Source organism: Micromonospora sp. WMMD964, assembly GCF_029581455.1.
GTDB lineage: Bacteria > Actinomycetota > Actinomycetes > Mycobacteriales > Micromonosporaceae > Micromonospora.
In genome coordinates this window covers 4,746,364-4,760,374 of the sequence record NZ_CP120860.1, presented here as the reverse complement: position 1 = coordinate 4,760,374, position 14,011 = coordinate 4,746,364, and the positions used below count along the sequence as shown (strand labels likewise).

The following is a 14,011-nucleotide window of genomic DNA, read 5'->3' as shown; positions in this document are numbered from 1 at the left end:
CGCCGACCCGTCGACCAGGGCCCGCCGAGCCCGCCGACCCGTCGACCAGGGCCCGCCGAGCCCGCCGACCCGTTGACCAGGGCCCGCCGAGCCCACCGACCCGTTGACCAGGGCCCGCCGGTCAGGCGCTGGCCCGGGCCACCAGGTCGGACGGGAAGAGGGTCACCGGCGCGGCCGGTCGTCCGTCCAGCAGGGCGGCGGCCGCGGCGGCGGCGATCCGCCGCACCGGGTGGCTGGCCGTGGTCAGCGCCGGGGCGGTCAGTCCGGCCAGGGGGATGTCGTCGAAACCGGCCACCGCGACGTCGTCGGGCACCCGCACACCGGCGTCCCGCAGACCCGCGATCACACCGAGCGCGGTGTCGTCGCTGATCGCGTAGATCGCGTCGACGTCCGGCCACCGACGCAGCGCCGCGTCGGCCGCCGCCCGGCCGCAGGACGCCGTGAAGTCCCCGGGCAGCACCCGCTCCGGCAGGCCGGCCTGCCGCATCAGCCGCCGGTACGTCTCCACGGGGCGCTGGGCGCAGGGCAACCACCGGGGACCGGCCACCATGGCGATCCGGCGTCGGCCCGTGGCGTAGAGGTGGCGTAGCACCGCCCCGGACCCGGCCACGTTGTCCACGTCGAACGACGGCACGCTCGCCGAGCCGACGCCGATCGAGACCACCCGGCCACGCAACGACCGGGGCACCGCCTCCAGCAAGTCCTCGGTGGTATTGACCAGGATGACCCCGCACACGCTGCGATCGTCGAGCTGGGCCAGCCCGCCCGGGTCGCCGAGCGGCAGCCACTGCAACGCCACGCCGACACCGGCGGGCGTGCACACCCGCGCGGCCGAACCGACGACCTGTTGCACGTACGGGTCGTCCAGCACCGCCGCGCTGGTGCCCAGCACCGCCACGACCATCCGTACGCCGCCACCGCGCACCAGTGCCCGGGCCGCCGGATTGGGTACGTAGCCGAGCTGGTCGACCGCCGCCGCGACCAGCTCCCGGGCCGACGGCGAGGCGAACCCCGTCCCGGCGATCACCCGCGACGCGGTGGACCGGGACACCCCGGCGACCCGCGCGACGTCCTCGAGAGTTGCCGGCCGCTGTGCCGCTGCCGTCATCGTCGCCTCCCCGCGGCGGCCCGCCCGGTCGGACAAACGCCTGCTCACATCATGCCCCGCCGGGCACACCGGCGGTAAGGGGCGGTCGCCGGTTGCGGTGGTAGCGCTCTCAGGTGTGCGATGTGCCAGGAGATCACCCCGAGGAAGAGGACCACCCCCGTGAGCGCCCCCACCAGTCGACCCGTAGCCCCGGCCGCCGCACCACCGTCCGCACGGGCGGTGCTGCTCGCCCGCAACGGCGTCGCGGTCACCTTCACCCTCAACGGGCTCGCCGTCGGCAGTTGGTTCTCCCGGGTGCCGGCGGTCCGCGAGGCGTTGGACCTCTCCGCCGGCCGGCTCGGGCTGCTGCTGCTGGCGATGAGCGTCGGCGCGCTGCTCGCCATGCCCACCGCCGGGCTGCTCGCCCAGCGACTCGGCGCGGCCCGCACCGTCGCCCTGGCGACCGGGGTGGTCGCTGTCGGCCTGACCGTGGCGGGGCTGGGCGCCACGATGACCGGGTCGTTCGCCGTCGTCGCCGTGGGCCTCGTCGCCTTCGGCTACGGCTCCGGCGCCTGCGACGTGGCGATGAACGTCGAGGGCGCGGCGGTGGAGCGGCGGCTGGGCCGCACGATCATGCCTCGCTTCCACGCGGGGTGGAGCCTCGGCTCGGTGGCGGGAGCGGCGCTCGGGGCCGGGGCGGCCCGCTTCGACGTGCCGGTCGGCACGCACCTCGTCGCGGTGGCGGTCGTCGTGTTGGTCGGCACGGTGCTCGCCGCCCGGACGTACCTGCCCCTGGGCGTCGACCCCACCGGCGACCCGGCGGACGCCACCCCGGCTGCCCGCCGTCGGGCGCAACTCGCCGCCTGGCGGGAGCCGCGCACCCTGCTGATCGGGCTGTTCGTGCTGGTGGCGGCGTTCACCGAGGGAGCCGCCAACGACTGGCTGGCCGTCGCGTTCATCGACGGACGAGACCTGAGCGAGGCCGCCGGCGCGGCGGTCTTCGCGGTCTTCGTCGTGGGCATGACCGTCGGGCGCACCGTCGGCACCATCGCGCTGGACCGGTGGGGGCGGGTGCCGGTGCTCAGCGGCACCATCGGGCTCGCCGTGGTCGGCGCCGGCCTGGCCGTACTGGCCGGCTCCGGACCGGTGGCCGTCGTCGGCGTCGCGCTGTGGGGCCTCGGCGCGTCGCTGGGCTTCCCGGTCGGAATGAGCGCCGCCGCCGACGACGAGGCGCACGCGGCGGTGCGGGTGAGCGTCGTCGCGGTGATCGGCTACACCGCGTTCCTCGGTGGCCCTCCGCTGCTGGGCCTGCTCGGCGACCAGGTCGGGACCCTGCGGGCGCTGCTGGTGGTGCCGCTGCTGCTGCTGCCGACCCTGCTGCTGGTGCCGGTGCTGCGCCCGCCGCACGCCGTTGCGTCCGCCAGTGAAAACTAACCCAGCACGCCGTCGAGCGGTATCGGGTGCGTGGCCGACTGCGCCGTGTACCCGGGCTGGTTAGGGTCGCCCGATGCCAACCGACGAGATCACCGCCGCAGCCGCGGGCACCTGGGCACTGGGCGACCGCACCGTGCGCCGGATGGGCTTCGGTTCCATGCGGATCACCGCCGACCCCGACCCGGCCCGGGCCGTCGCGCTGCTGCGCCGCGCCGTCGAGCTGGGCGTCGACCACATCGACACGGCCGCGTTCTACGTCTCGCCCGGCGGAACCCTGCGGGTCGGCACCGGCCCGGCCCGCTACGCCACCGAGCTGATCCGCGCGGCGCTCGCCCCGTACCCCGAGGATCTGGTCATCGCCACCAAGGTCGGCTTCGGGTACGACCCGGAGGCGGGCTTCACCGAGGCGTTCACCCCGGCGCAGTTGCGCGCCCAGGTGGAGGAGAATCTGCGTCGGCTCGGTCGCGACCACCTCGACGTGGTCAACCTGCGCCTGGGGCGGGGGCCCGGCGAGGTGCCGCCGGCCGACCGGTTCGGCGCGCTGGCCGACCTGCGTGCCGCCGGGCTGATCCGGCACCTCGGGCTCTCCAACGTCCGGCCCGAGCAGCTCGACGAGGTGGCGGGCATCGCGCCGGTGGTCTGCGTGCAGAACAACTACGGGGTGGACGCCTACCGGGAGCAGGACGACGTCGTTCGGCTCTGCGGTGAGCGGGGCATCGCCTACGTGCCGTTCTTCGCACTCGCCGGCACCGGCCGGGAGGCGGGCGCGAGCGCCGCGCAGACCGCTGCGGTCGAGGCCGTCGCCCGCGCGCACGGCGTCACCGGGCACCAGGTACGCCTGGCGTGGACCCTGCACCAGGGCCCACACGTGCTGGCCATCCCCGGCACCGCGGACCCACACCACCTGGAACAGAACATCGCCGCCGGAGCCCTGCGCCTCACCCCCGAAGACCTGACCCGTCTCCCTTGACCGTCCACCCCCTCAGCCTCGTCGATCGTGAAGTTGGCGTCACCGATTACGACGTTTCGTACCGCTAACTTCATGATCAACGAGGTGGGGCGGGGCGGGGATCAGTCGTTGACCCAGACCCGTAGCGGGCCGGTGGGGAGGAAGCCTGCCTGCCGGGCGGGGGTCAGGTCCGGGGTGGTTTCGTAGCCGACCAGCGGCGCGTCGGGCACTGTGGCGCACACCGCGCGCCAGACGGCCCGGGGGTCGTCGGCGTGGGTGAACAGGTTGGAGACGCCGTAGACGCCCCCGTCGCCGCTGAGTACCGCGCCGCCGGTGATCACGCCGCTGTCGTCGGGACGGGCGAGCACCCGTACCCGCGGGTGGTCCAGGAGTGCGGGGCGGAACAGGTCCCCGCCGCCGTGAGCTGCCGCCCAGGCCACCAACTCGTCGGGCGTGGTGACCGGGGTGAGGGCGGCCTCGGCCGGCCGTTCCGCCGCAGGGCGGTGGATCCACTGGGCGTCGAAGAGCACCCGGAAGCCGTACCCGGACAGGTCGAGGTCGGCGAAGCTGTCCTTCACCGTCGCGCCGGGCCCCGCGTCGATGCGGGCCAGCAGGGCCTCGGCGTCGACGCCCGGCCGCACCGTGACCGCGTCCGGGTACCACGGCGGCGAGCGGCGGGGGACCGACCAGGCGTCACCGTCGGTACGGCCGGTCAGCCCGTGGCTGCGGCAGACGATGTCGCACCACCCGGCGTTGTCGCGGGCCGCCGCCGCCCGTGGGTCCTTCAGCACGCCCGGCAGCCTAGGCGGCCCGTGCGTTCACGGCGCGTAGACCAGGTTCATCGTGTCGGTGTGCCCGGACCAGCGCAGGTCGAGGCGCCAGCAACCGGCCTGGGGCACGTCGATGATCGACGGACCGGGCCCGCCGGCGACCTCACGGGTGACAGTGGTGTCGGTGCCGTCCAGCGTCGCGGTGATCACCAGCGTGGCCGGTGCCGTCGGGTCGGGCGAGATCGTGGAGGCCTGGGCCACCCACAGGATCTTGTTGTTCGACCCGTCCTCGCGGTGCTGCCGCAGCGGGTGGGCGAACAGCACCGCCACGATGTCACCCTTCGCCCCGAAGACGTGCGGGACCCGTGCGTCCCCGCTGAAACCGGCGTCCGCCCAGTCCGGCAGCGACCCCGTCTCGACCCGCGTCGCGCAGGCCCTCGCCGCGGTGGCGTCGGCGCTCGTCGGCGCGGCCGTTCCGCCGCTGCTCGTGGTCGTGCACCCCACCAGCAGGACCACCGACGCCGCCACCATCAACCTGTCCTGTGCACCCATCTCACCCCTCCAGTGCGCGTCGACTCGTCGCATGTTCAGGACACCGGCCGGGCCCGCCGGGTTCCTACCGCAGTGAGCGGGCGATCTCGATCGCGTCGGCCTTGCTGAGCGACCCTTCGAGCCGGTAGCTCACGTCGGCGTCCTGCCAGATCAGCGTCGAGGCGGCCAGTCGGGCGGTCTCCTCGCGGACCTCGCCCGTGCGGTCCACGTACGACAGCACGTGTGGCCCGTCGACCCAGACGGCGAAGTCACCGTCGACCTGCGTCCACTCCGCCCCCGGCGGGGTGACCTCCTTGTGGAAGGCCAGGTTGAGGCGACCGTCGAACGCGTCGACCCGCAGCGTGCCCCCGTCGTAGAGCAGCGTCGCCACCCGGCAGACGCCCGCCGCGTCGGGGTCGGCCACCAGCACCTGCTCGGGCGTACCCAACGACGCCGGCAGGCGGATCGGGAACCGCACCGCCCGTTGGGCTTCCGCCAGGTCCGCGGTCCGCTGCGCGGGCAACGGCGACGGGGTGCCGCCGGGCAGCGTCGGGGCGGGTGAGGTGGCGATGCCGACCCCGGCGAAACGCAGCAGCCCGGCGACGGCGTCCGCGACGGCGGCCCGGGTCGGCGGCACCAGCGCGACCAGGAGGGCGACCGACGCCGCCGCGGCGAGCGGGCGCCACCGCCACCGGGGCCGGTCGAGCCGTACGCGGACACCGCCGGTCACGTCGGGCGGCTCGGGTGTGTCCAGCCAGGCGGACAGCTCGCGCAACTCCCGTTCGAGGTCACCCATGTCGGACCTCCTCCCGGTCGAGAAGGCCGCGAAGCTTCGCCAACGCCCGGGATGTACGTGACTTCACCGTCCCCCGGGGCCAACCCAGTGCCGCCACCGTCTCCTCCTCGCTGAGATCGAGGAAGAACCGGCACACGATCACCTCACGGTCCCGTACCGGCAGTCGCCGCAGCGCCCGTACCAGTGCCTCCCGGCGCTCCCCGGCGAGGACCGCGCCGACCGCTTCGTCCTCGGCGACCTCGGACGTCGGGTCCGCCGCCGCCGCCCGCAGGACGAGCCCGTCGCGTCGGCCCCGGGACCGGTGCAGGTTGCGGGTCTCGTTGGCGACGATCGCGAGCAGCCACGACCGGAAGGACGACTCGCCCCGGTAACGGGACAGCTTGCGGTACGCCTTCACGAACGCCTCCTGCGTGACGTCCTCGGAGTCCGAACCCGCACCGAGCAGCACCGCCGTCCGGTACGCGGACGCGGTGTGCCGGGCGACCAGGAGGTCGTACGCCTCCAGGTCACCGGCCCGAGCGCGGGTGACGAGAGTGTCGTCGTCCAGGGGAGCCTCCGTTCGGATCACCCTCATGACACCGCTCACGCGTCGCGGGTTCCACCCGGCGCGGGTCAGGTTGCTCCCATCGGACGTGCAGCGTATTGCCAGGATCCGGTGCTGCACTGGAGGAGGTGTCGAGGAGAGGGGCTGGACATGGGCTGGTTCAACCGCCGGGCACGGGGTGCCGGGACGACTCCGACGAAGCTGGACCGGGAGGCGACCCGCGAGGACCTCGCGGCGCTGGAGGCGTTCGTCGTCGACAAGCGGGGCGTGGAGTTCTACCTGGAGCCGGAGACCACCGCGACGGACACCACGGTGGTGGCGATCGCGCACGACGGTGAGTGGATCCGCCGTCGCACCGGTACGCCTCGCGCGGCGGGGGCGATCGCCCGCAAGCACGCGGTGCCGCTGTACGAGGCGGCGCGCACCGGCTACCCGGAACGGATGCGGACCTGGAGCAGGGCCCACCCGGAGCGCCACGCCCGCTGAGACCCGCCGGCTCAGGCGTCCCCGACGGCTGAGCGGGCCTGCTCGGCGGTCATCGGCTCGGCGTGGCTGGAGACGTACCAGAGGTAGCCGTCGTCGAGTAGTCGGCGGACCAGGCCCAGGTCGGGGCCGTCTTCGGGTCGGCGCAGGTGTGCCGGTGGCGGGTAGAAGCAGTCGCCCAACAGCATGACGCCCGAGTCGGGCACGAGAACGACTGTCGAGTCCGGCGCGTGCCCACCCCCGACGTGCCGCAGGTGCACCCCCACCGGCAACTCCTCGACGTCGGTGAAGGTCCGGGTGGGTGGCAGGACGGTGAAGTCCTCCCAGGAGGCCACCGCCCGTGCCCGCGCCCGGAAGCTCGGGCCGAGGCGAGGGTCGGCGCGTACCTGCTCGTCCAGGTAGTGGTGGCTCCACGGCCGGGCGGCCTCGGCGCGCAGCAGCGGCACGGCCGCCTCGTGCCCGACGATCTCCACGTCGGGCCACGCGCAGGCGCCCCAGACGTGGTCCCAGTGGTGGTGGGTGTAGACGAGCCAGCGTGGCCGCGGTAGCCCGGCCGCGGCGAGCGCGGCCTGGATCTCGCGGGCGTGCGAGGGGCTCTGCCCAGCGTCGATCATCACACTGCCGCGTTCGTCGGCCACGAGGGCGACGCTCGCCTGGACCGCATCCGGGTCGGGATCGCCCGGACAGAGCCAGACCCGGCCGGCCAGGTGGTGGAACTGCGGCGCGACCATGGTGATCGACCTCCGGGATTGATCGCGGACGCTGGTGTGGCGTCCGCCGATCCTAGGCGAGCGGGTCGCCCAGCGCCGTCCCGCCGGACGATCGGCGCAGGCCAGGGCAGGTACGGCCGTCCTTTGCTCTGCATATCCATATGCGCCGGTGACGCTCCGTGCCCGGTGCCTATAGGTATGCAGAGCAAAGGACGCGAAGCATTGATCCGAGGTACTGAAACGCGCGTAGCCGCGGCCCCGGTGATCGCCGAATGTCGATCTGCGCAGCCCGCCGGGCGGGTCTGGACCGGCGTTGACCCGCGGCGGAGGGGTGTGGCAGCATTCGCGGCCTGACGGCAGTGAAGGAAGTCGGTGCGATTCCGACGCGGTCCCGCCACTGTCACCGGGGAGTGATCCCCCCTCGTGAGTCACGGCCGTGTGTCTGCGGTTGGAAGGCCGGGGGAGAGCGTCGATCCGGAAGCCAGGATACTTCGGCCGTCGGGACGTACCCCAGGGCGTGGACACCCGAGGAGGACCCGATGACGCACGGCGTCTCATTCATCGACGACTGTCGTCGTAACCCGCGCGGTGGGAGCTTCGCCGCGCCCGCGACCGGTCACGCCCCGCTGAGCTGAGCACCCGCCGCCGGCCGGGCCCGCCGCTCGCGCTCGCGAGCCGACCGCCCCGCCGGCGTACCGGCTGACGCCGCACCCCCCCCCGCATCGTCGCGGTCACCCACGTGGTGGCCGGGGCGTCACTCACCGGAGCCTGCCGTGCGCATCCTGTTGCTATCCACCGCCGACACCGACCTGCTGGCCGCCCGCGCCAGCGGCGCCGACTACCGGCTGGCCAACCCCGCCCGGGTCGCCGCCGACGACGTGCCCGCCCTGCTCGACGGCGTGAACCTCGTCGTCGTACGCCTGCTCGGCGGTCGACAGGCGTGGCCGGACGGTCTCGCGGCGGTGCTCGAAACCGGCGTGCCGACCGTCGTGCTCGGCGGTGAGGCGCTGCCCGACGCGGAGCTGATGGCCGTCTCCACAGTGCCGTCCGGGGTGGTCACGCAGGCGCTGGCGTACCTGGTCGAGGGCGGCCCGGGCAACCTGGGGCAGCTGGCCCGGTTCCTCTCCGACACGGTGCTGCTCACCGGTGAGGGGTTCGCCCCGCCCGCACCCACCCCGACGTACGGCGTCCACCGTGAGTACCCCACGAATCCGGAGCAGCCCACCGTCGGGATCGTCTTCTACCGGGCGCACGCCCTCGCCGGTAACACCGGATTCGTCGACGTGCTCGCGGACGCGGTCCGCGCGGCCGGCGGCAACCCGCTGCCGATCTTCTGCGGCTCGCTGCGCGGGCTGACCACCGGGGCCGGCCCGCTCGGGCTCTTCGCCCGCTGCGACGCCCTGCTGGTCACCGTCCTCGCGGCGGGCGGCGCCGTCGCCGCGGACGCGTCCGGGGGCGGCGACGAGGACGCCTGGGACGTCGGGGCCCTGGCCGCCCTGGAGGTGCCGATCATCCAGGCGCTCTGCCTGACCAGCACCCGGAAGCAGTGGGCCGACAGCGACGCCGGGCTGTCCCCGTTGGACGCCGCGATGCAGGTGGCCATCCCCGAGTTCGACGGCCGGATCATCACCGTGCCGTTCTCGTTCAAGCAGATCGACTCGGACGGCCTCTCGGTCTACGCCGCCGATCCCGAGCGAGCCGCCCGGGTCGCCGGGATCGCGGTGCGTCACGCCCGGCTGCGGTACCTGCCCAACCCGGACAAGCGGGTCGCCGTGGTGCTCAGCTCGTACCCCACGAAGCACTCCCGGGTCGGCAACGCGGTCGGGCTGGACACCCCGGTCTCGGCGGTCCGGCTGCTCGCCGCGCTGGCCGAGGACGGCTACGACCTGGGCGACGCGCCGCCGCCCACCGACGGGGACGCGTTGATCCACGCGCTGATCGCCGCCGGTGGGCACGACGTGGAGTGGCTCACCCCGGAGCAGTTGGCCGCCGCCGAGGCCCGCATACCGGGGGACACGTACCGGCGGTGGTTCGACCAGGTCCCGACCGAGCTGCGCGAGCGGATGCGGGAACACTGGGGTGAGCCGCCCGGCGAGCTGTACACCGACGGCGGGGACATCGTGCTCGCCGGTCTGCGCTTCGGCAACGTGGTGCTGCTGATCCAGCCGCCACGCGGGTTCGGGGAGAACCCGATCGCCATCTACCACGACCCGGACCTGCCGCCGAGTCACCACTACCTGGCCGCGTACCGCTGGTTGGCCGCGCCCGTCGCCGACGGCGGCTTCGGCGCGGACGCCGTGGTGCACCTGGGCAAGCACGGCACCCTCGAATGGCTGCCCGGCAAGGGCCTCGGTCTGGCCGCCGACTGCGCGCCCGACGCGGTCCTCGGCGACCTGCCGCTGGTCTACCCGTTCATCGTCAACGACCCCGGCGAGGGCACCCAGGCCAAGCGGCGGGCGCACGCCGTGGTCATCGACCACCTGGTGCCGCCGATGGCCCGCGCCGAGACCTACGGCGACCTGGCCAAACTGGAACAACTGCTCGACGAGTACGCGACGGTGCAGGCCCTCGACCCGGCCAAGGTGCCCACCGTGCGGGCCCAGATCTGGGACCTGGTGCGTACCGCCGAACTGCACCACGACCTGCACGCCGAGGCGATGCCCGACGCGGACGACTTCGACGACTTCGTGCTGCACCTCGACGGGTACCTGTGCGAGGTCAAGGACGTGCAGATCCGCGACGGCCTGCACATCCTCGCCGACGCGCCCACCGGGGAGCCCCGCGTCAACCTCGTCCTCGCCGTGCTGCGCGCCCCCCAGATCTGGGGCGGCGCCCACGCCCTGCCCGGCCTGCGGCAGGCCCTCGCCGCCGCCTACTCCCTCGACGAACAGGAGCTGCTCGCGTCACCGGGACAGCGGCTGGCGCTGCCCAGCGCGCTGACCGACACGGTGGACGGACCGGCCGGCACCGCCGCCGACGCGGTCGACCTGCTCGAGGCCCTCGCCCGGCGGCTGGTCGTCGGCATGGAGACGCTCGGCTGGGACGCCGACACCGCCGACGCGGTGGTCGCGGAGGTGACCGGCCGGCCGATCCCGGACGTCGCCGCGGTGCTGCGCTTCGCCGCCACCGAACTGGTGCCCCGGCTGGACCGCACCACCGACGAGCTGACCAACACCCTCGGCGCGCTGGACGGCCGGTTCGTGCCGCCCGGCCCGTCCGGTTCACCCACCCGGGGCCTGGTCAACGTGCTGCCCACCGGCCGCAACTTCTACTCCGTCGACCCGAAGGCCATCCCCAGCCGCAACGCCTGGGACGTCGGGGTGGCCCTCGCGGACTCCCTGCTGGCCCGGCACCTCGCCGACACCGGCGCGTACCCCCGCTCGGTGGGGTTGACCGTGTGGGGCACCAGCGCGATGCGCACCCAGGGCGACGACATCGCCGAGGTGCTCGCGCTGCTGGGCTGCCGCCCGGTCTGGGACGACCGGTCCCGGCGGGTCACCGGCGTCGAGGTGGTGCCCACCGCCGAGCTGGGTCGGCCCCGCGTCGACGTCACGGTGCGCATCTCCGGCTTCTTCCGCGACGCGTTCCCGCACGTGGTGGCGTTGCTCGACGACGCCGTGCGGCGGGTCGCGGCCCTGGACGAGCCGGACGAGGACAACTACCTGCGTGCGCACGTCGCCGCCGACCTCGCCGAGCACGGCGACGAGCGGCGGGCCACCGCCCGGATCTTCGGGTCGAAGCCCGGGGCGTACGGCGCCGGGCTGCTGCCGTTGATCGACGCCCGGACCTGGCGCAGCGACGCGGACCTCGCCGAGGTGTACGCGGTGTGGGGCGGCTACGCCTACGGCCGGGGCCTGGACGGGCGGGAGGCGCGCGCCGACATGGAACGCTCCTTCGCCCGGATCGCGGTGGCGGTGAAGAACCAGGACACCCGCGAGCACGACATCGTCGACTCCGACGACTACTTCCAGTACCACGGCGGGATGGTGGCCATGGTCCGCCACCTCACCGGCGCGGCACCGCAGGCGTACGTGGGTGACTCGGCGATGCCGCACGACGTGCGGACCCGCACCCTGGGCGAGGAGACCCGGCGGGTGTTCCGGGCCCGGGTGGTCAACCCGAAGTGGATCGCCGCGATGCGCCGGCACGGCTACAAGGGCGCGTTCGAGCTGGCGGCCACCGTGGACTACCTGTTCGGCTACGACGCCACGGCCGGTGTGGTCGACGACTGGATGTACGAGCACCTGGCCGCCGCGTACCTGTTCGACGAGACCACCCGGGAGTTCCTGGAGCAGTCCAACCCGTGGGCGCTGCGCGGCATCACCGAGCGGCTGTTGGAGGCCGCCGACCGGGGGCTGTGGGCGAAACCCGAACCGGCCACCCTGGACCGGCTGCGCGACACGTATCTGGCCAGCGAGGGCGACCTGGAGGACCGGCTGTGAGCGCGAGGAGTGAGCCGGTTTTGCGAGCCCCGCAGTCGCGAACGAAAGAAGGCCCAGTGCGGAGCTACCCGTTCAGCGCGGTCCTCGGCATGGCGGACATGCGGTTGGCGTTGCTGCTCAACGCGGTGTCCCCGGCGATCGGCGGGGTGCTGGTGCGGGGGGAGAAGGGCACCGCCAAGTCCACCGCCGTTCGCGCGCTCGCCGCGCTGCTGCCCCCGGTGCGCCGGGTCGCGGGCTGCCGGTTCGGCTGTGACCCGGCCGAGCCGGACCCGGCCTGCCCGGACGGCCCGCACCCGGTCGACGCGACCGCCGAGACCCGTCCGGCCCGCCTGGTCGAGCTGCCGGTGGGTGCCGCCGAGGACCGGGTGGTCGGCTCACTGGACCTGGAGAAGGCCATCGGTGAGGGGGTCCGCGCGTTCGAGCCGGGTCTGCTCGCCGCTGCGCACCGGGGCGTGCTCTACGTCGACGAGGTGAACCTGCTGCACGACCACCTCGTGGACCTGCTGTTGGACGCGGCGGCGATGGGTCGCAGCCACGTCGAGCGGGAGGGTGTCTCGGTCAGCCACGCCGCCCGGTTCCTGCTGGTGGGCACGATGAACCCGGAGGAGGGGGAGTTGCGCCCCCAGCTTCTCGACCGGTTCGGGTTGACCGTCGAGGTGGGCGCCAGCCGCGATCCGGAGGTCCGGGTCGAGGTGGTCCGCCGTCGGCTCGCCGCCGACGCCGACCCGGCCGGGTTCGCCGCCCGCTGGGCCGACGCCGACGCGGAGATCGCCGCCCAGGTTGCCGCCGCCCGCCGTCGACTGTCCGGGGTACGCCTGCCGGACGCCGCGTTGCGGCAGATCGCCGAGGTGTGCGCGGCGTTCGACGTGGACGGGATGCGCGCCGACATCGTCACCGCGCGGACCGCCCTCGCCCACGCCGCCTGGCACGGCCGGGACCGGGTCACCGTCGACGACGTACGGGTGGCGGCTCGGTTGGCCCTGCCGCACCGTCGTCGCCGCGACCCGTTCGACACCCCCGGGTTGGACGAGAAGCGCCTGGACGAGGCGTTGCAGCGCGCCCAGGAGGCCCACCCCGACGACCCGGACGACGACGGCCCGAACGACAGCGGCCCGAACGACAGTGGCCCTGACGACAGTGGCCCGAACGGCGGCGGCCCGGCCGGTCCCGGCGGTCCGAACGGCGGCGACAGCAGCGGTGACGGCAGGGACCACTGTGAACCCGGGCGCTCGGCGGCGCGCGACGGCACCGGCCCGGACGGGCGTGCGGACGGCGTCGATGACTGGCCGCAGCGCCGACCCGGCGACCATGACGACGGTCGGTCGCAGCGCTCGGCGGACGACCGGGGAGGCGACGACCGGGGGCCGGGCAGCCGCGACGGCCGAGGAGCGGCGGCCGGTGCCGACCACCCGGCGAGCGGCGGCGGGGACGCGCAGCCGGTGGCCGTACCCCGGGGTGGGTTGACCGCGCGGCTGCTCACCGCGCCCGGCGTGGGCGACGGGGTGCCCGGGCGACGGTCGCGGGCCCGCACCGGGCGGGGGCGCACCACCGGGGCCCGGGTGCCGCACGGCCGGGTCGCCGCGCTGCACCTGCCGGCGACCGTCCGCGCCGCCGCACCGCACCAGGCGTCGCGGGGACGGTCGACCGGCCCGCTGCGGTTGCGTCCGGGCGACGTGCGCGAGGCGGTCCGCGAGGGGCGCGAGGGCAACCTGGTGCTGTTCGTGGTGGACGCCAGCGGCTCGATGGGTGCCCGGCAGCGGATGACCGCCGTGAAGGACGCGGTCCTCGCCCTGCTCACCGACGCGTACCAGCGGCGGGACAAGGTGGCCGTGATCGCCTTCCGGGGCGCCGACGCGCGCACGTTGCTGCCCGCCACCTCGTCGGTGCTGGCCGCCTCGACCCGGCTGACCGAGCTGCCGACCGGTGGGCGTACGCCGCTGGCCGAGGGGCTGCTCGCGGCGGCCGACCTGCTGCGGGTGGAGCGGCTGCGCGACCCGAGGCGGCGTCCCCTCGTCCTCGTCGTCACCGACGGCCGGGCCACGGCGGGGCACCGCCCGCTGGACCGCGCGGCGGGAGCGGCGGCGGTGCTGGCGGCGACCGGCGCTCCCTGCGTCGTCGTGGACTGCGAGAGCGGCCCGGTACGCCTGAACCTGGCGCGTCGCCTGGCGACGCAGTTGAACGCGCCGCACCACCCGCTGGCCGCCCTCACCCACCCGCACGCCCACGCTGCCGCGCTGCCGGTCGCGGCGTGACGGGAGCACCGAT

11 protein-coding genes and 1 riboswitch are annotated in these 14,011 nt (G+C 74.6%); of the genes, 5 read left to right on the top strand and 6 right to left on the bottom strand.

The features are described from left to right. Nucleotides 1–121: 121 nt before the first annotated feature. Nucleotides 122–1,108 (bottom strand): LacI family DNA-binding transcriptional regulator, encoded by a 987-nt coding sequence (locus O7616_RS21930; protein WP_282303700.1) that lies wholly within the window; start codon nucleotides 1,106–1,108, stop codon nucleotides 122–124. Nucleotides 1,109–1,228: 120 nt separating this feature from the next. On the opposite strand from O7616_RS21930, the gene O7616_RS21925 reads away from it, so the two are divergent. Beyond that, a complete protein-coding gene (locus O7616_RS21925) occupies nucleotides 1,229–2,521 on the top strand; it encodes an MFS transporter (protein WP_282303699.1) in 1,293 nt (430 codons plus the stop codon). Nucleotides 2,522–2,594: 73 nt separating this feature from the next. After that, nucleotides 2,595–3,491 carry an aldo/keto reductase gene (locus O7616_RS21920; protein ID WP_282303698.1) on the top strand — a complete coding sequence of 299 codons (897 nt, stop codon included), beginning with the start codon at nucleotides 2,595–2,597 and terminating at the stop codon, nucleotides 3,489–3,491. A gap of 101 nt (nucleotides 3,492–3,592) precedes the next feature. On the opposite strand, the gene O7616_RS21915 is transcribed toward O7616_RS21920, so the two are convergent. The 4 genes from O7616_RS21915 to O7616_RS21900 all read right to left on the bottom strand — a co-directional run bounded on the left by O7616_RS21915 (nucleotide 3,593) and on the right by O7616_RS21900 (nucleotide 6,135). Continuing rightward, a complete protein-coding gene (locus tag O7616_RS21915) occupies nucleotides 3,593–4,261 on the bottom strand; it encodes a hypothetical protein (protein ID WP_282303697.1) in 669 nt (222 codons plus the stop codon). 27 nt (nucleotides 4,262–4,288) lie between these two features. Beyond that, nucleotides 4,289–4,792, bottom strand: coding sequence for a hypothetical protein (locus O7616_RS21910; RefSeq protein WP_282303696.1), 504 nt, complete (start codon nucleotides 4,790–4,792; stop codon nucleotides 4,289–4,291). 64 nt (nucleotides 4,793–4,856) lie between these two features. After that, nucleotides 4,857–5,567: a hypothetical protein gene (locus O7616_RS21905; protein WP_282303695.1), complete on the bottom strand. Its 711-nt coding sequence runs from the start codon at nucleotides 5,565–5,567 to the stop codon at nucleotides 4,857–4,859. Next, the gene (locus O7616_RS21900; protein ID WP_282303694.1) at nucleotides 5,560–6,135 is read right to left on the bottom strand and encodes an RNA polymerase sigma factor; all 576 of its coding nucleotides are present in this window, start codon (nucleotides 6,133–6,135) and stop codon (nucleotides 5,560–5,562) included. Before O7616_RS21900 ends, O7616_RS21905 begins: the two co-directional genes overlap by 8 nt. Nucleotides 6,136–6,261: 126 nt before the next feature. Here O7616_RS21900 and O7616_RS21895 point away from each other — a divergent pair, with 126 nt between their 5' ends. Further along, nucleotides 6,262–6,597 carry a hypothetical protein gene (locus O7616_RS21895; protein ID WP_282303693.1) on the top strand — a complete coding sequence of 112 codons (336 nt, stop codon included), beginning with the start codon at nucleotides 6,262–6,264 and terminating at the stop codon, nucleotides 6,595–6,597. An 11-nt stretch (nucleotides 6,598–6,608) separates the two neighbouring features. Here the strand turns inward: O7616_RS21895 and O7616_RS21890 are convergent, their stop codons facing one another. Next, nucleotides 6,609–7,325, bottom strand: a complete 717-nt coding sequence (locus O7616_RS21890) for an MBL fold metallo-hydrolase (protein ID WP_282303692.1) — start codon at nucleotides 7,323–7,325, stop codon at nucleotides 6,609–6,611. 341 nt (nucleotides 7,326–7,666) lie between these two features. Then, nucleotides 7,667–7,796: riboswitch (cobalamin riboswitch) on the top strand. A gap of 281 nt (nucleotides 7,797–8,077) precedes the next feature. Between O7616_RS21890 and cobN the strand changes: the two genes are divergently transcribed. Both cobN and O7616_RS21880 read left to right on the top strand, forming a co-directional pair. Next, entirely contained in the window at nucleotides 8,078–11,746 is a 3,669-nt protein-coding gene (gene cobN, locus O7616_RS21885; protein WP_282303691.1) for a cobaltochelatase subunit CobN, read from the top strand. A 20-nt stretch (nucleotides 11,747–11,766) separates the two neighbouring features. After that, a complete protein-coding gene (locus tag O7616_RS21880) occupies nucleotides 11,767–13,998 on the top strand; it encodes a putative cobaltochelatase (protein WP_282307694.1) in 2,232 nt (743 codons plus the stop codon). Nucleotides 13,999–14,011: the final 13 nt, after the last annotated feature.